This window comes from Acetobacterium carbinolicum, from assembly GCF_047456275.1.
In the GTDB taxonomy this organism is placed as follows: Bacteria; Bacillota; Clostridia; order Eubacteriales; family Eubacteriaceae; genus Acetobacterium; species Acetobacterium carbinolicum.
Genome location: NZ_CP173357.1, coordinates 3,712,207 through 3,739,206, shown reverse-complemented (window position 1 = coordinate 3,739,206; position 27,000 = coordinate 3,712,207). Strand labels below are relative to the sequence as shown.

Below are 27,000 nucleotides of genomic sequence, written 5' to 3'. Positions count from 1 at the left end.
ATGAATGTAGCACTCAGTACGTTATTGATAATTTCATCTCTGGTTCAGGTAATTCTGGGGATAATCGGATTTCGTCATCGGGATATTGCCGGGGTCAAGGCGATTTCACTGTTGATGTTTGCCTTGGCGATTCATAGTTATGCTTATGGAATGGAGTTGCTAAGTTCAGATTTGGCTAGCATCTACAATTGGATTCGGGTCGAGTATATTGGGGCGGCCTTCTATCCGATCCTTATTTTATGGTTTACCAGAACCTATGCTGGCGAGCGGCGATTTGCCAATACCTATGTAATGGCAGTTGTTTTAGGCATTTGTATAATCACCTTTTTTATGGTTCAATCCAATACCACACATTATTTATACTATGCTAATCTGGAGGTGGATACGGAACTTGGATTTAGTGTTTTGGTAACCCAAAAGGGTTTATGGTATAAGATTCAGGTTGCCGCCCTTTATTTTGCAATGGGATACGCAATGGTGGTTCTGATCAATCGGTTACTCAAAACCCGGGGGGTATCGCGAAGGCGAGTTGGTCTGGTTTTGGCAGGAATGGCGATACCAGTGATTACGAGTACGATTTATTTGATGGGATGGGGAATTGGCGAAATTGATCTGCTTCCTTTTTCATTTGTTTTTTTAAGTGTGTTGATTGCCAGTGGCATCTATCGTTACGATATTCTTTTTTTTAGTGAAGTAACCCATGAAATGATTTTGGATACCATTGATGAAGCTGTGATTGTAGTGGATTGTGAGGGCTATATTTTAAAAATGAACCAGGCCACCCGTAGTTTGTTTGGAACCTTGGGACAAATTAAGCTGGGAGACCCAGTTGGACATTTTACAGTGTTGGCGCAGCTTCTTAAAATAAACCAACCGCAGTCGCTATCGATGGGTGATAAGCATTATCAGGTTCGTCTGATTCCGATTGGCAAACGTCATGGGACCATTGTGGTTTTTACCGATGTGACCGAAATAATCGAGGCAAAAAAACAGGTTGAGCTTTTGGCCATTACCGATCAACTCACTAAACTCTATAATCGTCGGCATTTTGTGGATTGTTTTGATCTGCTTAAGCAGGAGGGGATCGTCATGTTATTGGATATTGATCATTTTAAGAATGTCAATGATCAATATGGGCACCCTGCCGGGGATCAGGTTCTTCGTGAAATGGCTCAGTGCTTAAATGAACATTTTTCCGACGGTGTGGTTTGTCGCTATGGCGGCGAAGAGTTTGCTGTCATTATTGAAGGGGAAACCCTTGAAAATGCCAAAAGACGGGGCAATAAATTCAAAGAGGCTTTTCAATTCCGGCAAACCCAAGTTCCTTGTACGGTCTCCATTGGCGTATGCGCTTACGAAAAGGGAAATTATAGCAGTACCATGAATCTGGTTGATAAGCTTTTGTATCAGGCCAAAAATGCCGGGCGAAATGCTCTGGTTTCAGAGGAAACGGCGGTAAAATATTAATCACAAAAAATTGGCGAATACCTTATGGTATTCGCCAATTTTTATATCAAGACTAATAGTGTGATATTTAAGTATTAAACTAAATGATAAGCGGCAACAAAACCGGTTTCCACGGCATTAGCAATGCGGCCGACTTGGGCGGCATCACCAATCTTTTCGACACGGTCAAAGTTCTTAAGGATTTCATCCGCCAGGGTCTGATCTGCTTTGACACCGAGGGATAGAACCACATGATCAACAGCGAGGTCAATATGTTGGCCATCTGGTTGCTCTAATTTAATGGACTGATCTTCAATTTCAACCAGTTTGTGAGCTGGCATAAAAACAGTGCCGAAGCGCATCAGTCGGGCTTGGACATCGCTGAAACTCTGCCAGCTGGCATCGGGTCCGATGCGATCCGCCATTTCCACCACAAAGACCTCGTTGTCCTGGGTTTCTAACAGTTCAGCCGTTTCCACCCCAGTCATGCCAGAGCCGATGACAGCTACTTTTTTACCGGTTAAGGTTACCTTCCCGGAAAGAATATCAGAACTGGTACAGACATGGGCTTTTTTAACACCCTTGATCGATTGGGGAACAATGGCTTCGGCACCGGTTCCCACAAAGACGGCATAAGGATCGAGGGCGCTTATGGCATTATGGGTTGCTGGGGTATTGAGGCGGACATCCACACCGAGCTTTGCGAGTTGCGTTTTATAATAATCAATCAGCCAGTTGATTTTATCTTTGTGGGGCGGTTTGTTGCCTAAGCAGAGCTGCCCGCCCAGCTCACTATTTTTCTCAAATAAGACGACCTTGAATTGGCGCTGCGCTAGTTTTCTAGCGGCTTCCATTCCCGCTGGCCCGCCACCGATAACAATCACTAAACGACCATCACCATCGCGGCGGTCATCGTTGTAGAACCATTCCCGGGCAGCCCGGGCATTGATGGCACAGGCAAAGGGTTCGCCCTTCATCCCATTAGCTATCATTGAGTCCATACAGTTCAGACAGGAAATACAGCGGCGGATCTCATCGACTTGCCCAGCGGCAGCCTTATTGACCCAATCGGGATCGGCCAGTAAACCCCGGGCGATGGTAACCCCGTCGACCCGACCTTCGGCAATGATTTTTTCGGCAAACTCAGGGTTTCTGATTACACCAACGCCAAAGACCGGTACATCTACCGCTTTTTTAACGGCTTCGGCCAGGTAGATCTTCCAGCCTTCAGCAAAAGAAATCGGCTCCCAGGCCTGATTCATAGTTTCATAAATACCAGCGGAGACATTGATCGCATCCAGACCAAAGGGGACCAGATATTTACAGATTTCTATCGCTTCATCAAGCAGCAGGCCGTCTTCAGAAAAGGGGAACATCGATTCCCGCAGAAATTCATCTGCTGAGATCCGCAGCATCACCGGGTAGTCCCGCCCTACTCGTTCACGAATACCTTCAATAATTTCTTTAATAACGCGAGCACGGTTTTCGGTGCTGCCACCATATTCATCGGTTCGTTTATTGGTCAGCGGTGAAATAAACTGATTGAGCATGTAGCCATGGGCACCGTGGAGTTCAACCCCGTCGATCCCAGCTTTGTAGCAGCGTTCGGCGGCATTGATATAATCCTGAACAAAGCTTTTGATTTCGGCATTGGTCATTTCCCGGCATTCAGCCTGAGTCAGCATACTCTCGATGCCGCTGGGGGAAATGGTCGCACGTCCACCGATCGCCATGTTGTCGGTTTGACGGCCGGGATGGTGCAGCTGGATAAAGATGGCGCCATCGTAAAAATGAACAGCTCGGGCCAGTTTTGTCAGCCCGGGGATGCAGTCATCGGTGGCTGCCGAGGTTTGCCGCGGCATCATTACACCGGTTTCGTTGTTGACCCGGGTGACTTCGGTAATAATCAGGCCAGCGCCGCCTTTGGCGCGCTCGGCATAATAGGCGCATTCGCATTCAGAAACAGTGGCGTTGTCATGGGCTGTTCCTGAGCCCATGGCACCCATGACCACCCGGTTTCTAAGTTTTAGGGTGCCAATATTAATTGGTGATAAAAGATTTTCAAATGACATCGTGTTCTCCTTTTTTAATCTTAAAGTGACAGAAAGTTATTGATAAGAATCATAAAGCTTGCCCAGGGATTCGGTGATTACCGCTTCGGTAACCGGAACTGGGCAGAGGAAGCGTAGTCCCTCATTGGCGACATAACTCATGCAGCCAAGAATCTGCTCTCGGGTGAGATCAAGTTCTTTGAAGGTTGGCAGGCCCAGTTCTTTTTGAAAAGCCCGCAGGTGGTTGGCAACTGCCAGACCGATTTCCTGAGGCTCTTTTGATGACACGGTTAGGCCCATACAGGCACCGATTTTTTTAATCTTGTCAGGGTAAACCGGGGCCGTCAGCTCAATAATGACTGGCGTTACCAAGGCACAGGCCACACCGTGGGGAATGTGGTAGGTTGCACCCAGGGAGTGGGCAATAGCATGACCAAGATGGACCATCGCATCATTAAAGGCAATGCCGGCATGGTTGCTGGCCAGGGCCAGGTTTTCCCGGGCTTCCAGATTCATGGGCTCATCGGCGGCCACCGGCAACCACTTATAAATACGCTCAATGGTGTCATAGCAAAGTACATCAGAATGGGGATTGGGTTGAATACTGGTCAGGGCTTCACATACATGAGACAAGGCATCCATACCAGTATAAAGGGTGATTGCTTTCGGCATACCCAGGGTTAATTCCGGATCGACAATGGCAAAGCTGGGTGGTGAAGGGACGCCGATTTTTTCATGGGTTGTTGTGTCACTGATGACGGCAACAAAGGTGCTTTCTGATCCGGTACCGGAAGTGGTAGGGATTAAAATCAGTTTCATCGATGGATTTGCAAGCGGCATCATTTTTCGGGTGTAATCGAGCATTTCGGCGACGTTTATATCATTTGCGGCGAGGGCACTGATGCCCTTGGCGGTATCCAGAACGCTGCCACCACCGATACCTATGATACCATCGACGGCTTCGCCTTTGGCAAGAGCGGCCCCGGCTTGAACAGAGTAATCCGGTGCGTCCATTTCACTGCGGTTAAATAAAACCATCTCAATACCAGCGGCCACTAAACTGTCGACTACTTTTTGAATATGACCCAATTTTTCAACGTTTTCATCGGTTACAACTAAAACCTTACAGAATCCCAGTTCTTTTGCCACATCTCCAGTTGTGCTCACGGCACCTGCTCCGAAAGCGACCGGACATAATTGCGTGTATCGTTGTACCATCTCAAATCCTCCTTGATTTTGTTAAAGACATGTCAGTCCTATTTTGTTATCAGTATATCAGTTGCAAGCGTTTTCGTCTTTGTGAGCGTTTGAGATTTTTGTGATCGGAAAGAAGTCAGACGACAAAGGAAACTTGTAAAAACTGACAAGAATAAGATGGTGAAATTGTAAAAGATTACAAAGAAGTAGTTGGGATCAATGGATGCGACCAGGGTTAAAGGTTTTTATTTAAGACCTTAATGTACAGGGATTTGACCTCGTGATATAATGGGTTAAATTCGAAAAGATAGTAAGGTGGTTCTGATGGCAGTAACACTTAAAAAAATTATTTCGGTCTTGAATGGCCGTTCCCTTAAAATGATCAGTAGTGGCGACGGTGAAAACATTGAGATTAAAGGCGTTGACTATTTTACGGAGCAGCTCACAGATTTATCGCCTGACGAGGTCTATGTTCTAAAAGGGTCAGAAATTTACCGACGGCCACTGGGGAATAAGAATTACTTTATCATCATTGAGAATGAGCCGCTGGACGAAAAACAACTCCGCGAAAACAATGCCATTCTGGTCGATAAAGAGTGGGAACCGGAACGTGTGGTCAGACAGATAAGACAATTATTTGAGGATCAGTATCGGGTTGGTGACAGCTCAATAAAAATTCTAAAGGCTTGCCAGAAAGGCGCAACCATCCAGCAACTACTCGATCTGGGCTATCAGATGCTTTGTAATCCGTTACTTCTGGTGGACGTTTCACTTTGTTTTATTGCCCATTCCGGAGGCAATAATATTGAAAATGAACCGCTCTGGGAATGGACCCTTTCTAAGGGATATGTCAATAAAGAGTACGCCCGCTCAGTGATGACCGACGACTCTCAAACGGACATGCTTGAGGGTGATACGGTGCTGGTCATCTGGGAAACCGGTCTGTTAAATCATCGCCAATTGGTTGGCCGGGTTTTAGACAATAATCGCCCGCTGGCATATCTCAAACTGTTGGAATATCATCATCCGATTAGCGAAAGTGATGAGGAAATTTTAATTATGCTGTGTCATGCGGTGGCCATGACGATGGCGCACATAAGTGGTAGCAGTCATGTCGCGAGTTCACTTAGTGATACCTTCTTGATTGCCCTTTTGAATCAGAAAATGTATGATCACAGGGCCATTGAGGAACGGGAAAGAATCTATGGGTTGAAGCTCTATAAAAATCTCTTCGCTCTGGTCATTCGTATTGATAATCGCCAGAATACCAACGATCGCCTGTATTATTTAAAACGGATCTATCAGAATTTCTTTAATCGTCAAACGGTGATTATTTACAATGGACAATTGGTGATTTTGCTTGACACGATGACAGAAGAAATCCAGAATGAACGGGAAATGGCTTCTTTTGAGAGTTTGCTGGAAGAAAATGACTGTACTGCCGGGATCAGCAAAATATTTTATCATCTTTATGATTTTTGTGAACACTATAAACAGGCGCACAACGCGCTGAATTTAGGGGATCAGCTAAAGAAGCCGGGTCGTATCAGAAGTTATGATGAACTGATTATTCCCCATATGATCCTCAGCTTCAGAGGTGAGACAAACATTAAGAATTTAATCCATCCGGTGGTACGAGCGCTAAAAGAATTGGATGAGAAAAAAGGCAGCAGTTTTTTAAAAACCCTGGTTGCCTATATAAATCATAATCAGGACACCACCCTGACGGCTAAAAGTCTGCATATTCACTATAATACCCTGAAATATCGGATTAATCGGATCATTGAAATAACCGATCTTGATTTATCTGACAGTGAAACCTTGTTTAAGATTCAACTTTCCGTGAAAGTGGATGATATACTCGATTGTATATAGTAAAAAAGTGGAGAAAGAAGCGCGATGAAAATAATCAATGAAACCCACAGTTTAAATTTAAAAGAAGATTTTTCAATCGAACGATTACGGCTACAGGCAGATCATCAGTTGATCGGTGAAAAAATGACTGATCTGGTGATTGTAGAACATCATCTAAACGCCTATATCAACGATCAATTGGCCTTTAAGCTGGTTTGCACGCCAGAAAAACTGGATGCCCTGGTGATGGGGTTTCTCCTCAGTGAGGGCTACATTGAAAACTTTGCTGAAATTGAATTTATTTATGTCTGCGAAAGTGGGGAGCGCGTTAAGGTCCAGCTAAACAAACCGCTGGTATTACCAGAAATTAGCCATGACACTGGCAGCAACTCGATTTCTTGTGGCAATAACCAAAAAATCCGTCAGGCTGCTTATAAAAAAAGCCTGCTTCCCTTGCCGGTCCATGACTGGTCCCACGAAACAGTGTTGATGCTGGCTAATGCCTGTAACCAAAATGCCGGACTATTTGCCGAAACCGGCGGAACCCACTGCTGTGCCATGAGCATAGCCGGGGAACTGGCTTTTATCTGTGAAGATATTGGCCGCCACAATGCGGTGGATAAAGCCATTGGCCAGGCCGTAATGGCAGAACAAAACCTTGGTGAGGCGATCCTCTTTACCACCGGTCGGATTCCCTCGGATATGGTCATAAAAGCGATCAGAAGCCGAATCCCGGTGATTGCTTCTCATTCAGCCCCCACCGATGAAGCTGTTTTACTGGCCCGCCAGTTTAATCTCACCCTGATTGGCTTTGTCAGAGGCAAAAGAATGAACCTTTACGCAGGAAAGTAATTTCCTGTTTTTTTTCGTAACTGCAATATCATCCAAGAGATTAAATCAGATCAATGTTACACTGGGATAGAAACGGAGGTAGCGTGATGAAACACCATGAAGAACGGATCGTGCGTTATGATCACACCCTGAAAATAGAAGCCTTTCGACTAAAAGGCATTATTCAAAAATTCCCCAATCACTTTCATGAGCATTATGTGATTGGCTTTATTGAAAGTGGACAGCGAAAACTGTCCTGTAAGAACAAAGAATACCGGGTCGGTCCGGGAGATTTATTACTTTTTAATCCCTACGACAACCATTTTTGCGAACAAATTGATGAAACCCCCCTGGACTACCGGTGTATCAACATCAAACCGGAAATAATGAGGGACGTGGTCTTAGAAATTACCGGGAAGCAGGATACGCTTTATTTTAAACAGCCGGTGGTATGTCGGTGCGAGCAGGTAAAGGCACTAGCGGAACTGCATCAAATGTTGATGCAGGAAGAAAAAGAATTTAACAAGGACGAAGCCTTTCTATTTTTGATTGAACAACTGGTGGAAGAATATGGAAACTGGGAATCAGATCGTGACCGGGTGGAAATCAATGAAGACATTGAAACGATCTGTGATTATCTGGAAGAACATTTTAAGGAGCGGATCTCATTAGATGATTTATGTGCCTTAATCGGATGCGGCAAATATTATCTAGTACGGGCGTTTACAAAAACAAAGGGAATCACACCCTATCGATATCTGGAGACAGTACGCATCAATCAGGCTAAGCACTTGCTGGAAAAGGGGGTGGAACCGATTGAAATAGCCCACCAGACGGGCTTTTCGGATCAGAGTCACTTCTCTAATTTTTTCAAAGAATTTATCGGAATTACCCCCAAACAATATCAGAAAATTTTTATCCCGAATACTTTACAAACCCTAATTCAAAAATCTGGAAAGGTAAAGATGGGGACGAAGGGAGTAAAAATTGATGCGTGAACACCGACTGAGTGGCCATCTGGCTGCGGCGTTTACCATTTTTATCTGGGGGATAACCTTTGTTTCGACAAAGATTTTACTCGATGTCTTTACACCCATCGAGATTCTGGTTTTTCGATTCGCCATTGGGTATATCGCCCTGACCCTTGTCTATCCGCAACGAATGGGCATTCGTAGCAGGTTTGAGGAAGTTCTTTTGATGGGCGCCGGTCTGTGTGGGGTAACGCTTTATTTTTTGCTTGAGAACATTGCCCTCACCTATACCTATGCATCCAACGTCGGGGTGATTATTTCGATTGCGCCCTTTTTCACGGCTATTTTGGCCCATTTGTTTTTGGCTGGCGAAAAACTGAGCCTGAATTTTTTCATCGGCTTTATTGCTGCCATCATGGGAATTTTTCTGATCAGCTTTAATGGGATCATGGTGCTGCAACTCAATCCCATTGGTGATTTGCTGGCGGTACTGGCGGCCGGGGTGTGGGCAGTTTATTCGGTGCTCACCAGTAAGATAAGTGGTTTTGGTTATCACCCCATTCAAACCACCCGGCGGATCTTTTTTTACGGGATATTATTTATGATGCCAGCCCTGCCTTTTTTTAATTTCAATTGGAGTTTTAAACCATTTGCCCAACCGGTTTATCTTATTAATATGTTATTTTTGGGATTACTGGCGTCAGCACTTTGCTTTGTCACCTGGAGTCTCGCGGTCAAGCGTCTGGGTGCCACGAAGACCGCAGTTTATATTTATCTGGTGCCGGTAATCACCGTGGCAACATCGGTGATTGTCTTGCAGGAAAGACTTACCGGAATGGCTGTTCTGGGCATTACACTGACGCTATTGGGATTGTTCATTTCAGAAAAGCAGAGCGCCCCGGGTAAAAGCACGAGCGAACAACCCGAAAAGAGTAGCTAAAAAGTCCAGCAGACATGATTCAAGTAAAAAACAAATTATCTGACCATTCTCATGATTTATGATAGAATAAATTATGAGAATGTTTTTTTATGAAATGACATGTGATTGATAAAAGAAAGGTTGAATGAAATGTTAAAATTAAGGTCAATTAGAATCGTATGGATTGGTTTATTCTGTCTGGCTTTATTAATGGGGATGACGCCGCTGTTAAGTAGCGTTAAAGCGGAGGATCGTACGGCACATGATGAAAACGCTATCAATTCGGATTCGCAGGGTCAGGCGACGACTTCAGAGCCCGCGGCAAGTGCTACGATAGGCTGTTCCTATCGCACCCATGTCCAGAATGTCGGATGGCAGAGTTTTGTCAGCAATGGCGTGATGAGCGGAACAGAAGGACAGGGTCTCCGTTTAGAGGGGATTGAAGTGAAGCTGGAAAATGTCACCGCGGATGTGGGGGTGGAATATACCACCCATGTGGAGAATATGGGTTGGCAGAATTATGTAAAAAATGGGTCCATGAGCGGGACCTCCGGTCAGGCCCTTCGCCTGGAAGCCATCAAAATCCGACTGACCGGGGTTGAGGCTGCGAATTATGATCTTTACTACCAGGTTCACGCCCAGAATTTTGGTTGGCTGGATTGGGCCAAAAATGGTAGCAGTGCCGGAACCGAAGGGTTTGGTTTTCGGCTGGAGGGGATCAAAATCATGGTTGTTCCGAAAGGTGATCCGGCACCGGGTGCAACAGACCGTCCGTTTGTTACCACAAATCTTCAAATGACCTATCAGACCCATATCCAGAACATTGGTTGGGAGGGCTTTAAACAAAATGGTGAATTAAGCGGAACCACCGGCCAGAATCTTCGCCTGGAAGCGATTGAAATTAAAAATGATAATTTTGAAAGTAATGTCGGGATAAAATATCAAACCCATGTCCAAAATGTCGGCTGGCAGGGCTTCAAACAGGACGGCGAAATGAGTGGGACTTCGAATCAGGGTCTCCGTCTGGAGGGCATTCAAATCCAGTTGACCGGTGCCAATGCCGATATTTTTGAAGTTTATTACGCCGCCTATGTGGAAGGTTTTGGATGGATGCCCTGGGTGATGAATGGCGAAAGTGCGGGAACCGAAGGTCTGGGCCTGAGATTGGAGGGGATTCGGATTCTGGTCCAACTAAAAGGATCAGGTAGCCCCAAAAATTTAGAAAATGCCTTGGGTTCGATGACCCAGTTGGTTAATAAAAACCACAGTCTCTCCCGGGATTATGTTCCGGATGATCTGGTCTGGGTTAGTTTGCCATCCACCCGGGATACCCAGCTCCGGGCTGAGGCCGCCCAGCATTTAATAAAGCTCTTTAATGGCGCCAGTGCTCAAGGATTAACCCTCTACTGCTCTTCCGGGTATCGCTCCTATGCGACCCAGGCATCCCTTTATCAATGGCATCTGGAGACGTATGGGGTGGCCGGGGCGGAACTGCTCAGTGCCCGGCCGGGAATGAGTGAGCATCAATTGGGACTCGCCATGGATGTCACATCGGCAACCGTTTCCTTTGATCTGGTGGAAGGCTTTGGTGCCACAGCAGAAGGTCAGTTTGTCAGAGACCACGCCCATGAATATGGGTTTATTGTTCGCTATCCCCAGGGAAAAACCCATATTACCGGGTATGCTTATGAACCTTGGCATCTCCGCTACCTGGGTGTTCCGGTGGCAACCACCATTTACAACAGTGGCAAAACGATGGAAGAGTTTTATGGGATTTATTAAAAAAACGGGCCGGTCATTTTCGGTTTAATAATAAGGGAGGTGAGGTAGTCAACGCTTGACTACCTCACCTCCCGTTTTTTACAGCTGTTGTTTTACATGCGTTGGGTTGCATCAAATGCTAGTGCCGAACGTAAACACTCATCAGCATGCATGGTCAATTGGAAACACAGGGGACTGCCCTTCATTCGGTCAGAAGCATAGCTTAAACCATTGGTTTTTTCATCCAGTAAAGGGTGGTCGATCTGTTGTGGGTCACCGAGTAAAATCACTTTGGTACCCTTGCCGACACGGGTTATAATTCCTTTAACTTGTTTGGGGGTGAGGTTCTGGGCTTCATCGATAATCAGGTAGGTGTGAGTAATGGAGCGGCCCCGGATGAAATTCATCGCTTCGGCGGTAATAATGCCGCGTTCAAAAAGCTCTTCAATTTTTTTTCGCATTTCGATTTCATTCTGGAACCGGGATTTGTCACTGCGATCCATCAGAACTTCCAGATTATCAATAATGGGGCGGAGAAGCGGAGCAATTTTCTCCTGCTCATTGCCGGGAAGAAAGCCAATTTCATCATCAAATTGAACATTGGGTCGGGTTACTAATATCTTGCGATAGCCCGTAAAATCCGGGTCTAAGGTTTGATGGAGACCGACAGCCAGAGAATAGAAGGTTTTCGCCGTTCCAGCAGTGCCCTTCACAATGACCAGTGGTGCGGTTTCGGCGTCCTGCATCAGGGCTTCCTGTAAAAAACGCTGGCCGACATTTTTAGGTTTTACCCCAAAAGGTTCCTGATTCTGGCTTTTTAAACCAACAATCTTTTTGCCGTTATATCGGCCAAGAAGGGTTTTTCTTTCATTGATATCAGAATGGATAATAAAAAACTGATTATATTCAGGGACAACAGCCGTTTTATTTTTATGGGCATCCAGATAATATAAATTTTCAATGGCGATTCCTTTTTTCTTTAAATCTTCCATTTTTTCGTCTGGGACATACACTTCCATGCGTCCGGTGTATTGGTCCTGCAAAAGAGGGGATTGTTCGGCGGTGAAATCCTCGGTGGGGATCGAAAGCATCTGGGACTTTAAGCGGAGGAGAATATCTTTTGTGATTAGAGTTACCGGCTCGTCCTGATTAATGAGACCCTTGCAGACTTTTAAAATCCGGTTATCATTGGAGTTGCTTTGAAAACCATAAGGAAGATCAATTGAAGCGAAATTTGCTTCGATCTTAACTGTTCCGCCATTGTCCAGACTGACGCCTTCAAACAAATTACCTCTTTGTCGCAATTGCTCCAAAAAGCGGATGGACTGTCGGGAGTTGGCGCCCCGCTCACCGTCCTCGTTTTTAAGTTTGTCCAAATCTTCCAGCACGGCAATGGGCAGCACAATTCGGTTATCCTCGAAGGCGAACAGCGCATGGGGGGATTGAATCAATACATTGGTATCAAGTACATACGTTTTTGGCATAAAAAACCTCCATAAAATCTATTTTATGTTTTGCAGTTTCAAGTTGAGTGTACACCAAAAAATCACGAAGAAGGTTTGGAACATGTTAAATATTTAAGACCAAGTCAGATGAGCAGATATTTGAAAGATTAGAAAATTTATGGGTATGAATCAAAAATACAGCGACATCTTAATTCTTGTGATCAAAATCTTGTCATAGGAAAGGAGCAATTGTGGAAGCATTACCATTACTGATTTCGTTTATATTTTTCATGCTTGGTTGCAGCTATGGTTTTTTTGGCAGCTATGTTGTTTTAAATAATTCAAAAGAAAAAAGTTATCGACTTTTCTTTGTATTGTGTACTTTTATGAGTGTCTGGGCTATTGGTTTTGCTCTGGCTGTTTCGGCTCCGGATCATGAGACCTGTTTATTCTGGCGGCGGGTTTCGGCATTGGGCTGGGGAACCTTTCCAGGAATTCTCCTGCATTATTTGTTAATTCTGACCCACCGGAATAAGTTGTTAAAACAGGGGTGGCTTTATTTTCTGATCTATATACCGGCGGCAGTGATAATTTACGTTTTTGCGCTGTCCCGGAACTTAGCCATTATTCAGTATAACTTAGTAAGTACGTCCTTTGGCTGGATCAATCATTTGGGAAATAATGTCTGGGATCAGTTTTATAACCTATACTACTTTGGCTGCATCCTGGTGGGGCTGGTGCTATTAGCTGACTGGACAAAAAACACCCAAAATCAGCACAATAAAAAACAGGGACGATTTATCTTGCTGTGTTTTTTCGTTTCGCTTGGAGTAGGCATTATTTTAGAGGTGCTTAGTCAACTATTTTTGACCATCGCTGTTTTTCAGTTGATTCCAAATATCATGTACATCGTGACGCCTGGTATTTTTTATTCAATAAAAAAATACGGATGGGTCAAAATGAAGGCATTTAGCAAGGACGAAATAATTTTAAATACAGCTTCACGTAAAAAAATCTATGATTATCTGACCGGGGCCTTTATTGCGGGCAGCTTTTTAAATATCATTTCTCAGTATTTTTTGGAAAAACGCGGCGATCTCACGGTAATTTTGCAATTCAGCAGCCTGCTTTTGATTATTGGACTGGCCGTTCAGATCATTCAACGGATGGCGACAGTGAAGAAGTATCAGAATAAGATTATTCTGGCGATTCTGGTAGCTGTCATTCCGGTGATTACGCTCCGGTTTATCAGTTCAGCCAGTATGACAATCTGGGCATTTCCCTTTATCCTGATTTTGATTGCCCTTGTATTTAACAATCGTATTGCCATCGTCGGGATTACCGTATCAATATTTTTAACTCAGATTCTGGTTTTTATCATCAATCCCCAGGTGATTGTGAATATTGATAGCAAGGATCATATCGTTAGAATCGGTCTGTTTGGCATCGGGATTTGGGTCGCCTTTTTTGTCAACGATTTATACGTTAAGCGTTTGAAAGAGAATACTGAACAAATTAAGATTCAAAAAATGGTCGCCCAGGTATCCACCGATTTTTTGAATGTTAATAAAGAAAATTTTGATGTGATAACCGATAAATGGTTGGCTAAAAGCGGCGATATTTTTGACGTAGATCGGGCCTGCCGATGCTTTTTTAGTGAGGATAAAAAAAGGTTCAACTGCAAGAGTGAGTGGCGAAGAGAAGGACTTGGGTCTCACAAAAAAAAACATCAGGATATGGCCGTAGCGGATGCTCCGGACTGGATTAGTGAAATATTGGCCAATAAAGTCGCTTATCGTTTTGATAAAGAAAATAAGCCGGGAGAAAAAAATGACGATGATCAGGATTTACACTATTGCAGCAATGTGACCATAGCCATCCCCATTGCCTACAAGGGCGATGTCCGGGGGTTTTTGGCCTTTAGTATCGATAAAGAAGAGAAAACGATTAGCAACAAGCATAAGGATCTACTGGAAATTATCGCCAATCTTTTAGCTGACGCGATGTTAAAGATTGAGTCAGAAAAAGAGATTGCCTATCTCGCCTACTATGATCAGCTAACGGGAAGGCCTAACCGGTTACTCTTTGGCGAACGTGTTGCAGAGCAAATTGAAATAGCCAAAAAAACAGAAGAAATGATCGGAATCATCTATTTGGATATTGATAGCTTTAAAACCGTCAATGATATCATGGGCCATGAGGGTAGCAGTGAACTTTTGGTTCAGGTTAGTCAGAAGTTGGTCCGATCAATAAAGCAAACCGATACGGTTTGTCGTTTTGAGGGAGACGGATTTTTAATCATGCTAAGTAATATTTCCCGCGAAAAGGAGGTCGTAAAGGTAACCAGCCGGATGACCGGTTTATTTAAGCATGCCTTTATTGTCAATGGCCAGGAATTCTATATCTCTGCTAATGCCGGTGTTGCGATTTATCCGAAGGATGGAGAAACGACGGAAGAATTGATAAAAAATGCCGATATTGCCATGTATAAGGCGAAAGAAAAGGGAAAAAATAATTATGTATTATGTTCATTACTGATTAAAGAAGAAGTGAAGTTAAGAAATAAGCTCACCAGCAATTTGTATCATGCCTTGGAAAATAAGGAATTGCAGGTTTACTATCAACCACAGGTTTGTTTGCAAACCGGAAAGATCGTCGCCGTCGAGGCATTGCTGAGATGGAATCATCCTGAATTGGGGATAATTCTACCCAAGGTGATCATTCCTCTGGCCGAACAAACGGGGCTAATTAATCCCATTGGCGAATGGGTGTTAAAAACAGCATGCAGTCAAAATAAAGCTTGGCAGGACAGTGGTCTGCCTCAGGTACGGATCGCTGTTAATATCTCAGCTAGCCAATTTGGAAATCCGATGCTGATTGGCATGATTAAAAAGATACTAAAAAAAGCCGATTTAAAACCGAAGCATCTGGAATTGGAGCTGACCGAAAACATTGCCATCAACAAATCCAGCTATGTTATTTGTATATTAAGCGAGCTAAAAAAGCTGGGGGTATATCTTTCCATTGATGATTTCGGCACCGAATACTCATCTCTGAGCCGATTAAAAGGACTGCCTGTTGACCAGCTGAAAATTGATAAGCAGTTTATTGATGGCGTCGTCGGAAATGAAAAAGATCAGGCGATCGTCAATACAATTATCCAGCTGGCTAAAAATCTGGGAATAAATGTAATTGCCGAAGGAGCTGAAACCGAAGAACAGGTTAATTTTCTAAAAGAAAATCAGTGTGACACGATACAGGGATTCTATTACTATCATCCATTGCCGGCAGATGAGATGGCAGCGGTGCTGCGACAAAATGGATCGACATCCTGATTAAGGCATCAGGATGTCGGTTTATTCAGTTTAACTGATTTTCTTCCAAGGCCAGTTTGGCGGCCGGGAAGGGCTCCAGAGCTCGGCTTAAGATGCCCTGTACATAGGCAATCAGCATCCCGTAGTTGGTGATGTGAACCCCTTTATTTCTGGCGGTGTGAACCCGGTACTGCATTTCCCGGCGGTTGAGCATACAGCCGCCGCAGTGGACAATAACCGCATATTCGCCAATATCCTTGGGATAATGAGCGCCCGAAGCCCAGTGAAATTCAATATCACAGCCGGTAATCTGGCGGATCCAGCGAGGGATTTTGACCTTGCCAATATCATCGGCCTGGCGGTGATGGGTACAGCCTTCGACGATCAGCACCTTATCCCCGGGGGCTAATTGCTCAATCCGTTTGATCCCCTTAACCATTTCGGCCAGATCCGTTTTTTGGCGGGCAAACAGGATCGAAAAGGAGGTCAGCGGTATATCGGTTGGGGTGTCGGCCGAGACCTTCAGAAAGGCCTGGGAATCAGTGATGACAAGGGCTGGAGGCTTAGCCAGGTTTTCCAGGGTGTGTTTTAGCTCGTGTTCCTTGGTGATCATGGCCACCGCATCTTTTTCAAGGATGTCCCGGATGGTTTGCTGCTGGGGCAGAATCAGTCGGCCTTTGGGAGCGGATTTGTCGATCGGGGTAACCAGTACCACCATATCACCAGATTCGATCAGATCCCCAACCAGCGCTGGTTCGACATCTTCATAGTTGGCGTGGTCGATGATCATTTGCTTAACGGCTTTAATCCCACTACCATTATAAACACTGGTAAAGGATAAGGGGATTTTAAGTGTTTTTTTCAAAGCTTCAATTTCTTCAGGAGCTGGACAACCCTTATCGGCTTTATTAAGCACAAAAACGCTGGGGATTTTTCGCTTAATTAACTGGTCAATAAATTCTTCTTCAAATTCAGTAATGCCGGTTTCAATATCAGCGACCACAATGGCAAAATGACATTTCCTGAGCACCTCGTAGGTTTTTTCAATTCGCAACATCCCCAGTTCTCCGGTGTCATCCAGACCGGCGGTGTCAATAAAGACGACCGGGCCAATCGGCAGCAGTTCCATGGTTTTGTAAACCGGGTCAGTGGTGGTTCCGGCCACATCCGAAATAACCGCCACCGATTGGTCGGTGAGGGCATTGATCAGCGAAGACTTTCCAGCATTTCGTTTGCCAAAAAGACCAATCGCCATCCGGCTGGACATGGGGGTTTCATTCATGCTATTCACATTCATAACTTTTTATTTCCTTTCGATCAGTGCTTTTTATCTGTATTGGGTGAGGTCAGTCGTTCCGGTTTTAAAAGGGCCTCGAGTTCAGCTGCGGTCATCCAATTTTTTTCAAGGATAATATCGCGAATGGATTGTCCCGTTTCTTTTAATATCAGGGCCGCTTCGGTGCCCTTGTCATACCCGAGAATGGGCGTGAGGGCAGTGAGCATCACGGTACTGTTTTCCAGATGTTCCCGACAGGTTTGCGTGTTGGCGGTGATTCCCTCAATGCAGCGTTTAATAAAGATCGGCAGGGTGTGATCGAGCAGATTAAGTTCTTCAAACAGATTTTTGGCAATCACTGGCAGGAAGGCATTGAGTTCTAATTGCCCCGACATGGCGGCCAGAGTAATCGCGGTGTCATTGGCGATAATCTGAAAGGCCACCTGATTGACAGCCTCAGGAATGACCGGATTGACCTTTCCCGGCATAATTGAAGACCCGGCCTGCGCTGCGGGTAAGGTGATTTCACCAATGCCGGTGTAAGGGCCCGAGGAAAGCAGTCGCAGATCATTGGCAATTTTGGACAGGTTGACGGCGGCGGTTTTTAACAGGCCGGAAACTTCCACAAAGACATCGCAGTTCTGGGTCGGATCCATCATGTAATCGGTCCGGGCCAGGCTGATGCCGGTGAGATCCCGGAGTTTTTCAATCATCGTAAAGATGTAAGAACGGGGCGCATTTAATCCGGTGCCTACGGCAGTACCACCGATGTTTACCTGCCTGAGTCGTTCTTCGGCTTTGTAAAGTCGCCAGCGATCCCGGGAAATAGCCTGAGCCCAGGCGCCAAACTCCTGGCCCAGGGTTACCGGTACCGCATCCTGAAGCTGAGTCCGTCCGGCTTTGATGACCCGGGAGAATTCTTCTTCTTTTTCCTGGAGCGCTGATTGCAGGTTGGCAAAGGATTCAGTTACCGGCTTTAACAGTCGGATGGCGGCAATCCGTACCGCCGTTGGAAAGACATCATTGGTGGATTGGTGAAGATTGACATGATCCAGGGGATGAATCAAATGATAATCCCCTTTTTGTCCGCCCAGGCGCTCAATAGCCCGGTTGGCAATCACCTCGTTGACATTCATATTGGCAGAGGTGCCGGCGCCCCCCTGCATACAATCCACGACAAACTGGCTTCGCAGCGCGCCGGTTAGGATCTCGTCACAGGCTGCCGTGATGGCTTCGCCCTTTTTTGCATCCAGGGCACCAATGCTAATATTGGTAAGGGCTGCCGCTTTCTTGATCACCACCAGGGCTTCCACTAACTCTTTATGAATGGGAATGCCGGTGATAGAAAAATTTTCCCGGGCCCGAACGGTATGGATGCCGTAGTAAGCATCAACGGGCACGTCCCGTTGGCCCAATAAATCGTGTTCTGTTCGCATCTTTTTCCTCATTTCAACAAAATCAAAGATAAAAAAACTCTCTTTCCGAAAAAAGGACGGAAAGAGAGCGTAATAGCATTAGGATGTTTATTAAAATAAAATATAAAAAATATTAAATCAAATAAACTTGCCAATTTCGCACCTTTCCGGTCAGAAAAATCTTTTCGGTCAGGATAATAGCAACAATATAACGTTTTCAGTTTAATAAGGCAATCTTAGCATTGTTTGGTGGGTTTGTCAAAGTCGGGTTAGGGTATTATTTTGCAATAGCGACAGCGGTGTTTTTTTCTTAAAATTAACAATCTTTTTTCTTGACTATTTAAGCAGGTTTAACTAACATAGAGTTTAACGAGTTTGTAATAAACATTTAATCAACACAATATAAATCGGGAGGCCTGCAATGAGTGAATTAGAGACAACAACATACCCATGGGCGCTTTTTAATCTGGAACAGAGTGTCTATGGTGTGTCCAGTCAGTACATTCAATCCATTTTTATTATCGAAAATTTAATTCGGATGCCAGGTATGTCCGACTACATGAAGGGAGCAGTTAATTTACGGGGGAGAATTGTACCAATTATTGATACCCGGAAATTTTACGGTCTGCCGACAGTAGAAGAGGAAATTGCAAAATTAAAAATGCTAATGAAAACCCGAAAGGAAGATCATATCAACTGGCTTAATGAACTGGAAAACTCCGTTTTGGAAAAGCGTGAGTTTAAGCTAACCACAGATCCGCATGCCTGTGCCTTTGGCAAATGGTATGATCACTTCGAAACGAATGACCTGACCTTAAATCATTTGTTGAAAAAATTTGACGCGCCACATAAACAAATACATGCCGTGGGGGTTGAGGTTCGAAACCTTGTTGATAAGGGCGAATATGACAAAGCTTCGGAAACCATTAACAAAGCCAAAAACCGCGAATTAAAAAAAATGATTAACCTTTTTAATTCGTTATGTAGGGAATATTCAGATACCAAACGGGAAGTTGTCATTGTTCTTGAAGATTCCACAGGTAGCAAAGAAATCGGACTGACTGTAGATGAGGTATTTGCTATCGAACCGATTGAAGAAGATCGGGAAACCACCTTGGATTCGGTGACCCATCAATCTCACGAAAGTTTATTTTTAGGGAAGCGTTCCAAGGACGGCTCGCCAGTATTTATTTTAGATGAGCAATATTTCCTGAACTTATAAAAGTTCAGCTAAAAACCGTAATCTTAGAGTTAATGCTTAAAAAAAGACGTGCTAAAATATAATTACAAAAAAAAGAAGGTGAGGAAAACGCGCCTTCTTTTTTTTGTGTTTAATAAATCGAGAAAGGATAACAGTCTTTAAAATTAAGAAGGTTTAAGAGACGTATAATCACTTGGAAGGGCCGTGCTTATTTAGCAGCGAAGAAAAAAAGTGTGATTTAGTAAAAAAAACGGGTAAATACTTTATAAATCAGAGAGGAGGATTTGTAGATGAACTATCAAATCATTAGAGAATTTCCCCATCCTATGATGGAAAAAGGAAAGAGGCCGGTTATTTCCATCTATGTGGAAACAAACATAAAGAAACCGGATCGTCTGGAAAATCCCATCCGTTTTAAAAATCTCGTCAAAGAAGTCCAGGCTTCGTTAAAAGACAAGGAATTCAAAGGATTTAAAGAGTTGTTTTTGCTGTTTAAAGAAATGGAGGAGGATGCATTGTTCTGGGAAGGTGCCACTGAAAGTTTGGCAATTCTGGGTGATGAAGAAGAATGCATTGTCTATAAGCTGCCAGTAAAAACAAAAAGCCTGGCAATAGTGTCAGACAGCTATTATATAAAACCGATCTTAAGGAGTTTTCAATCTTATGGTCATTATCACGTGTTAGGACTCAATCGGGATAATTTTATCCTCTATGAAGCTGATCGCTATGGAATCCATGAAATACCGGTGGCAGAACAAGACTCAACCATGGAAGGGGTTTTGGGAACTGAAAAAACCGCTCCTCATCTTTCCGTGGCCAGTATTGGTGGAGACCAAGCGATGTATCATGGCCATGGCGGTGCCAAAGATGAGCGGAAGGTTGATCAGGAAAAATTTTTCCGTTATGTTGATGCCTTTATTCTAGAACAGTATTCCCATACATATAAGATACCACTGATCCTGGTGGGGTTAGATGAACATCAGGGTGAATTCAGAAAGCTGTCAAAGAATAATTATCTGATTGATCACGGGATAAAAATTGATGGCGTGTCACTGGATAAAAAGAGTTTTCAAGAAAAAATCCAAAGCGTGATGAAGGAACTGTTTAAAAAGGAATTAAAAGAACGAATGGACATTTTTACCGAAGCTCACGCCAAGGACTTGGGGTCCGATGATTTGGTCCAAATTGGTAGAGCCATTGCCGAAGGTCGGGTCGCGACCCTATACCTGGAGGAAAACACCGTTCATCCGGGACTTTTTGATCCCAATCAGGGCACTATCGTCCAGGGCAAAATTGAGAACCCCCGAGTCGGGGATGTCTACGATGACATGGCTGAGGTGGTTCTGAGCCGGGGCGGTGAGGTGTTGATTTTAGAAAAGGAAGAGATGCCAACCCAAAGCGATCTTGCTGCGGTATATAGGTACTAACTACCAGGTAAGGAATAAAACCGAGGATTAACCCCTAGAATTTAAAGGGGTTAATCCTTGTTGTTTTTCCAGACTTAGATGGATTTTGTAGTATAATAAAGATAAATTTTTAAGGAAACTTAATTTGGTTTAATGATCGATTCAAAAGAACAAAAATAAGAGAAAAGAGAAGGTAACGTCATGAGTAACGAATATAAAACAAAAATAGGCGCCCTGGTAGACAGTATTTCAGAGAGTTATAAAAAGGAATGTTATATAGCGCCCCATGATTTAGGCTTTTTACCCAACCGAAGTGTGATTATCGATACAACAAAAGCGTTGCGGCAGCTTGTTTTCCCCAGTTATTTTGGCAGAACTAATTTTCGCAGAGAAATACAGGATTATCACATTGGAGAGTTATTGGTCTGTATTATTGAAAGTCTGACCAAACAGTTTGCCCTGGCACTTAAGCATCAGGCCGGGGGAGCAGAAAATCGGGATGAAGAACATTATCGACTGGAAGCGGAAAGAATCTGCTACGAATTTATGAGCAAAATCCCTCAGATCCGGGAGTTTCTGGCAACCGATGTGATTGCCGCCTTTGATGGAGATCCTGCTGCAAAGAGTAAAGATGAAATTGTGTTTTGTTATCCGGGCGTTTTTGCTATCAGCATTCACCGCCTCGCTCATGAACTTTACAAACTCTCGGTGCCACTGATCCCCAGAATTATGAGTGAATACGCTCATAATATTACTGGTATTGACATCCATCCCGGGGCCACCATCGGTAAGTATTTTTTCATTGATCATGGCACTGGCGTGGTTATTGGGGAAACCGCCATTATTGGTGAGCATGTAAAAATTTATCAGGGTGTGACCCTGGGGGCACTCTCAACCCGAGGTGGACAAAAATTAAGAGGGGTGCGACGCCATCCCTGTCTGGAAGATGAGGTGACCGTTTACTCAGGGGCCTCCATTTTGGGGGGCGAGACGGTTGTTGGAAAAGGGGTTGTCATTGGCAGTAATGTATTTATTACAAAATCAGTGCTGGAAGGGACAAAGGTTAGCATAAAAACACCAGAACTCCATTTTTCTGGACATGAAACAAAGGAACAGTCCATGGCAGCCTTTGATTGGGTAATTTAAATCATCACAGGCATAACTAAAAAGTGGTACTGTTGGCGTGTTTTAATCCACTTACCTTAGAATAAAAGCACATTAAAAAAGTTTCAAAATCTAATTGGATTTTGAAACTTTTTTAAGTCACCGTTTAAGCGTGGGGAGACGGGGTAAATTAAGAATATTAGTTTGAACTGAAAAAAACAAGCATCATTATGATAAAATGAAATAAATAGTTATCAAGGAATCAATCAAAAAAAGTTTAGGGGGGAACAATGAGCACAAAGATATTGATTGTGGATGATTCAACCACGGATCGGCTGATTATCAGCACCATGTTAGCGGATTATCATACGCTGACCGCCTGTGATGGCTTGGATGCCATGGCGTTGATTGAAAAAAACCCGGATATCGATCTGGTGATTCTTGATTTAAACATGCCCAGAATGAATGGTTTTGAGGTGCTAGAAGCAATGCAGGAAAATCCGGAGTTTCGAAAGATCCGCACCATTATTCTGACAAACTATGACGAGATTGACAATGAGGTCAAAGGTCTGGAATTAGGGGCGGTTGACTATATCAGAAAACCACTCAATATTCAGTCGCTGCTGATTCGGATTAATATTCATATCAAATTAAAACAGGTTCAAAAAATGATTGAGCAGGATAATGAGCGGCTGGATGCCATGGTTTTAAAGAAAACCAGAGAGGTGGCAGCGACTCGGGATATTACCATCCAGGCCCTGGTTGGGCTACTGGAAGTTCGCAATGTTGAATCATCCAGACATACGATAAGAACCCAATTGATTATGAAAATTCTTTGTGACCATTTAAAAACGAAGGATAAATACAAAGACATCCTTACCGAAGCCTATGTCAAGGAGCTGGTAACCACCACGCCTCTCCATGATATCGGCAAGGTAGGTATTCCCGATAATATTTTATTAAAACCCGGAAGGCTCACGGATGATGAGTTTACGATCATGAAAAAACATGTGAACTATGGAGTCAACGCGCTGCAAAACGAAATCTATTGTGATGAAGACGTTCCCAGCTTTATCAAAACGGCGATGGAAATTGTCGGTGCGCATCATGAAAAATATGACGGAACTGGTTATCCCAATGGGTTATTGGGGGGTGCGATTCCTCTGCCGGGACGTCTGATGGCTATTATTGATGTTTATGATGCCCTGACCAGCAAACGAATTTATAAACCGGCTTATGATTTTGACTACAGCATTGATTTGATCATAAGCGAAAGTGGCAAGCATTTTGATCCTGATATCGTGGTGGGATTTTTGGAAATTAAAGAGCAGGTAGCTGAGATTTCCCGTAAATTTATACAGGAGATCCATGAAGTGGAGACATTGTGATGAAAAGATTGGGTCGCTTAATCATGTTACTTATCTTGATTATCGGTTTCCCTTCTTTTTGTTATGCCCGTGATGATAGCATCGATTGGACAGCAGAAGAGCTGGCCTTTATGGAGGAGCATCCGGTGATCCGCCTGGGCGTTGATCCGATGTTTGTGCCCTTTGAATTTTTTGATAACGATGGCACCTATCAGGGTATTACCTCAGATTATCTTGAAATAATCAGCGAAAAAACAGGCTTAGAGATGCAAGTGATTAAAGGGCTGACCTGGACCGAAGCTTATGAAAAAGCCCTTCATGGTGAGGTCGATATGCTTCCGGCGATTTCTAAAACGTCGGCCAGAGAACAGTATTTTTTATTTTCAGAACCGTATTATTATTTTAAACGGGTTATTGTTATCAGAGAGTCGACCGAAAATATCAGTAGTATTGAAGATTTATATCGGCAAACGGTGGCAGTTCAAAAGAATAGCTCCCATCACAGCTATCTGGCCGAGTACCCGCAGATTAATCTAAGCCTGTACGATTCCGTTGAAGCGGCCCTAACCGCCGTTGCCAACGGCACAGAAACGGCTTTTATGGGGAATCTGGCGACCACCAACTACCTTATTAATTCAACCGGTTTGACCAATTTGAAATACGTTGCTTTTGAAGCCGAGCAACAGCAGGGGTTATATTTTAGCGTGCGTAATGACTGGCCGGTGCTGATTGGTATTATTGATAAAACCCTGGCAACCATTACGCCGGAAGAGCGGATTGCCATTAACAGTAAGTGGGTTGGGGCCACGGTGGAACCAGATTACGGACCCATTTATCAGGCGATCCTGATAACCAGCGGGGTGATTATACTAATCTGGCTGGTCTCAATTTACTGGATTTTGAGACTGCGAAGAGAAATTGAAAAGCGTAAAAAAATTCAGACGGATCTGGAACAGGCCAAACAGGAAGCCGAGGCCGCCAATAATATCAAATCCAGTTTTTTGGCACGGATGTCCCATGAAATCAGAACCCCTCTTAATGCGATTACCGGTATGGCATATCTGGTAAAGAAAACGCAGGTAACCCTGACCCAGAAGATGTATTTAGATCGCATTACCCAATCGGCCAATACAATGCTCAGTATTATTAATGACATTCTTGATTTTTCAAAAATTGAAGCTGGGAAAATCGAATTGGAGCGTGTTGCGTTTAATCTGGATCTGGTGATTCAGGATGTGATTAACATCGTTTCTTATAAAATTGAAGAGCAACAACTTGGCTTTAAATTGAGTAAGGATCCTAAAATACCAAACTGTTATTTTGGCGATGCTAAACGGATTGAACAGATTTTACTAAACCTGATCAACAATGCCACCAAGTTTACGATGACTGGGGAAGTCGCGGTTGATGTCCGATTGGTAGCGCGAGAATCCAATTTTTACCATCTCGCCTTTACGGTTAGTGATACCGGCATTGGCATGTCTGATGAACAGATAAAAAACCTTTTCGAACCCTTTGCCCAGGGTGATGCCAGCATTAATCGTCGTTTTGGTGGTACTGGGCTGGGCCTTTCGATTGTCAAAAGTCTGGTGGAAATGATGAATGGGGAGATCGCGGTTTACAGTACAGAGGGCGAAGGTTCAACGTTTATCGTTGAATTATCATTGGAAAAAGATCAGAAAAAAGAGCAGGAATATGAACAACAGGTCTCATCCTTGTATTTCAATGACATTAAAACGCTGGTACTGGAAAAGACCGGCGCAAATATGAATATAATTGACAGTTACTTAGGCGCCTTTGGGATGCATTGTGAACTGACAACTTCTCCGGCCAGTGTCGTCAATATGCTGGAGTTGGAAAATGGTAAGTTTTCAGAGCCCTTTGATCTGCTGATTCTGGATTATAATACCCCTGCCGGCGGTGGGTTCAAGTTTGTGGAAATGATTCAGGACAACAGGAAAATCTTGAAAAAGCCCAGGGTTATTATGCTGTTGCCAATGATGCGGGAAGACTTGTTTGATAAACTGGATAGCCAGGGGGTGGATATCGGTATCGGAAAGCCGATTATCCCATCAGTTTTATACAATGGTATTCTGGAAATTTTCAGAACCAAAGCCATTGTCGCCAATCAGGTATTTAAACAGGAAGATAAGGATAGCCTTGAAAATAATTATGGTATTCTGGTAGTAGAAGACAATAAAACCAATCAGCTTATTGCAAAATCATTACTGGAGCCGGCGGGATTCCGGGTCTGGTTGGGTAATGACGGGCAAGAAGGGATTGATCTGTTTAAGGTACATCGCACAGAGATTGATTTAATTCTAATGGATCTGCATATGCCAGTACTTAACGGTTATGAAGCAGCCCAGCAAATCAGGGAACTTTCGGTTGAGATTCCGATTGTGGCCATGACGGCTGATGTGATTGAGGGGGTTAAGGAAAAATGCGAATCTTATGGTATTCATCACTATATCAGTAAACCCTTTAATCCTGAAAAATTTGTGGAAACCATCCGAAAAATTGCAAGCGCTGAAACAAAGGGCAAAGAAAACAGAATTAAAGAAGCTAACAGCCAGAGCATCGAACAAAACAGCCGAAAAGTGGCGGATGCCCCGGTGCTTGACCGGGAAGAAGGACTCCGATACATGGGAGATAACGCGGTACTTTATGAGCGTGTTTTAAAAGCCTATTTCAATGAAAATCAGGAAGTGATAGAAAATCTGGATTTTGCCATCAAAGCTGAAAGCTTTCAGGAGGCAGCCCAGATCGTTCATAAGGTTAAAAGCAGTTCTGGAAGCATTGGTGCCAAACAACTGTTTGAAATCGCCAAAGACTTCCAGAAAGCACTTGAAAGCGGGGCAGAAAAAGAAATCATCAATTTCTATCCTCAGTTTGTTGCGGCTATGAAGCTACTGCTGGATACAATCGAGCCAGCTGAAGATAGTGGCGGTCAGGAATGAGTATTGATCGTATTTGCCATCCGAAGAATGCTTTCGGGCAACGGCTTCATCGGAGACGTGTTATCCTTTTGGGCAGACTTCTCGACCATGTTTGACACGAACTTATGAAAAAACTTCATTTTATCCGGTCTCATTTCGCCACCAAAATTATCGAGAGTAAGGGCTTTTTCGAGCAGGATGTCGGGAAAAGAGTCTTTAAAATAAGTATCGATTGTTTCAGCCGAACCACAGGAGATAAAAAAGCCCAGAGTTTTGTTTTTCAGTTCATCTAAATGTGAAAGACAGTATTTTTTTATTTTCTTGTCAATCTGTCCAATGTAAATAGAACCGCCGATTAAGACTGTATCGTAGTCGTCCAGAGCAGGAATTTTATCAGAATTGATATTGACGAGTCGGGTTTCTCCGTTTAAGTTCTTTTTTAGTTCTGCGACGCAGTCCGCGGTAAAGCCATATTTACTGGCATAAAGTATCATGGTTTTCAT

At 43.8% G+C, this 27,000-nt stretch carries 18 protein-coding genes; 12 read left to right on the top strand and 6 right to left on the bottom strand.

The window, feature by feature from the left end; genetic code table 11:
* Complete coding sequence (locus tag ACIZ62_RS17285; protein WP_414150755.1) at window positions 1–1,467, top strand: histidine kinase N-terminal 7TM domain-containing protein; 1,467 nt, start codon at window positions 1–3, stop codon at window positions 1,465–1,467.
* Between the two features lie 74 nt (window positions 1,468–1,541).
* Here the strand turns inward: ACIZ62_RS17285 and ACIZ62_RS17280 are convergent, their stop codons facing one another.
* Both ACIZ62_RS17280 and ACIZ62_RS17275 read right to left on the bottom strand, forming a co-directional pair.
* Entirely contained in the window at window positions 1,542–3,518 is a 1,977-nt protein-coding gene (locus ACIZ62_RS17280) for an FAD-dependent oxidoreductase (RefSeq protein WP_414150754.1), read from the bottom strand.
* Between the two features lie 36 nt (window positions 3,519–3,554).
* On the bottom strand, window positions 3,555–4,715 hold the full coding sequence (locus tag ACIZ62_RS17275; RefSeq protein ID WP_322519010.1) for an iron-containing alcohol dehydrogenase: 1,161 nt from the start codon (window positions 4,713–4,715) through the stop codon (window positions 3,555–3,557).
* A 303-nt stretch (window positions 4,716–5,018) separates the two neighbouring features.
* Here ACIZ62_RS17275 and ACIZ62_RS17270 point away from each other — a divergent pair, with 303 nt between their 5' ends.
* The 5 genes from ACIZ62_RS17270 (at window position 5,019) to ACIZ62_RS17250 (ending at window position 11,051) form a co-directional block, all read left to right on the top strand.
* Entirely contained in the window at window positions 5,019–6,569 is a 1,551-nt protein-coding gene (locus ACIZ62_RS17270) for a PucR family transcriptional regulator (protein ID WP_322519011.1), read from the top strand.
* Between the two features lie 24 nt (window positions 6,570–6,593).
* Complete coding sequence (gene fdhD, locus ACIZ62_RS17265; protein WP_414150753.1) at window positions 6,594–7,400, top strand: formate dehydrogenase accessory sulfurtransferase FdhD; 807 nt, start codon at window positions 6,594–6,596, stop codon at window positions 7,398–7,400.
* An 86-nt stretch (window positions 7,401–7,486) separates the two neighbouring features.
* The gene (locus tag ACIZ62_RS17260; RefSeq protein ID WP_414150752.1) at window positions 7,487–8,377 is read left to right on the top strand and encodes an AraC family ligand binding domain-containing protein; all 891 of its coding nucleotides are present in this window, start codon (window positions 7,487–7,489) and stop codon (window positions 8,375–8,377) included.
* The gene (locus ACIZ62_RS17255; RefSeq protein WP_414150751.1) at window positions 8,370–9,290 is read left to right on the top strand and encodes a DMT family transporter; all 921 of its coding nucleotides are present in this window, start codon (window positions 8,370–8,372) and stop codon (window positions 9,288–9,290) included. The genes ACIZ62_RS17260 and ACIZ62_RS17255 overlap by 8 nt, the downstream gene beginning before the upstream one ends.
* A gap of 129 nt (window positions 9,291–9,419) precedes the next feature.
* Window positions 9,420–11,051: a D-alanyl-D-alanine carboxypeptidase family protein gene (locus tag ACIZ62_RS17250; RefSeq protein ID WP_414150750.1), complete on the top strand. Its 1,632-nt coding sequence runs from the start codon at window positions 9,420–9,422 to the stop codon at window positions 11,049–11,051.
* 92 nt (window positions 11,052–11,143) lie between these two features.
* Here ACIZ62_RS17250 and ACIZ62_RS17245 read toward each other — a convergent pair whose 3' ends face one another.
* Window positions 11,144–12,514, bottom strand: a complete 1,371-nt coding sequence (locus ACIZ62_RS17245; RefSeq protein WP_111888769.1) for a PhoH family protein — start codon at window positions 12,512–12,514, stop codon at window positions 11,144–11,146.
* A gap of 212 nt (window positions 12,515–12,726) precedes the next feature.
* Between ACIZ62_RS17245 and ACIZ62_RS17240 the strand changes: the two genes are divergently transcribed.
* The gene (locus ACIZ62_RS17240; protein WP_414150749.1) at window positions 12,727–15,810 is read left to right on the top strand and encodes an EAL domain-containing protein; all 3,084 of its coding nucleotides are present in this window, start codon (window positions 12,727–12,729) and stop codon (window positions 15,808–15,810) included.
* A 25-nt stretch (window positions 15,811–15,835) separates the two neighbouring features.
* On the opposite strand, the gene hydF is transcribed toward ACIZ62_RS17240, so the two are convergent.
* Together hydF and ACIZ62_RS17230 are read right to left on the bottom strand one after the other, a co-directional pair.
* Window positions 15,836–17,086, bottom strand: a complete 1,251-nt coding sequence (gene hydF / locus ACIZ62_RS17235) for a [FeFe] hydrogenase H-cluster maturation GTPase HydF (protein WP_414150748.1) — start codon at window positions 17,084–17,086, stop codon at window positions 15,836–15,838.
* Window positions 17,087–17,106: 20 nt separating this feature from the next.
* Window positions 17,107–18,501 carry an aspartate ammonia-lyase gene (locus tag ACIZ62_RS17230; RefSeq protein ID WP_414150747.1) on the bottom strand — a complete coding sequence of 465 codons (1,395 nt, stop codon included), beginning with the start codon at window positions 18,499–18,501 and terminating at the stop codon, window positions 17,107–17,109.
* 400 nt (window positions 18,502–18,901) lie between these two features.
* On the opposite strand from ACIZ62_RS17230, the gene ACIZ62_RS17225 reads away from it, so the two are divergent.
* From ACIZ62_RS17225 to ACIZ62_RS17205, 5 genes are all read left to right on the top strand, one after another.
* Window positions 18,902–19,702: a chemotaxis protein CheW gene (locus ACIZ62_RS17225; RefSeq protein WP_111888772.1), complete on the top strand. Its 801-nt coding sequence runs from the start codon at window positions 18,902–18,904 to the stop codon at window positions 19,700–19,702.
* 269 nt (window positions 19,703–19,971) lie between these two features.
* Entirely contained in the window at window positions 19,972–21,108 is a 1,137-nt protein-coding gene (locus ACIZ62_RS17220) for a hypothetical protein (RefSeq protein ID WP_111888773.1), read from the top strand.
* Between the two features lie 180 nt (window positions 21,109–21,288).
* Window positions 21,289–22,233 carry a serine acetyltransferase gene (locus tag ACIZ62_RS17215; protein WP_322519019.1) on the top strand — a complete coding sequence of 315 codons (945 nt, stop codon included), beginning with the start codon at window positions 21,289–21,291 and terminating at the stop codon, window positions 22,231–22,233.
* Between the two features lie 248 nt (window positions 22,234–22,481).
* Window positions 22,482–23,579: an HD domain-containing phosphohydrolase gene (locus ACIZ62_RS17210; RefSeq protein ID WP_111888775.1), complete on the top strand. Its 1,098-nt coding sequence runs from the start codon at window positions 22,482–22,484 to the stop codon at window positions 23,577–23,579.
* Entirely contained in the window at window positions 23,579–26,518 is a 2,940-nt protein-coding gene (locus ACIZ62_RS17205; RefSeq protein ID WP_322519020.1) for a response regulator, read from the top strand. The genes ACIZ62_RS17210 and ACIZ62_RS17205 overlap by 1 nt, the downstream gene beginning before the upstream one ends.
* Here ACIZ62_RS17205 and ACIZ62_RS17200 read toward each other — a convergent pair.
* A complete protein-coding gene (locus ACIZ62_RS17200) occupies window positions 26,509–27,000 on the bottom strand; it encodes a flavodoxin domain-containing protein (protein WP_414150746.1) in 492 nt (163 codons plus the stop codon). The two genes, ACIZ62_RS17205 and ACIZ62_RS17200, sit on opposite strands and share 10 nt — an antisense overlap.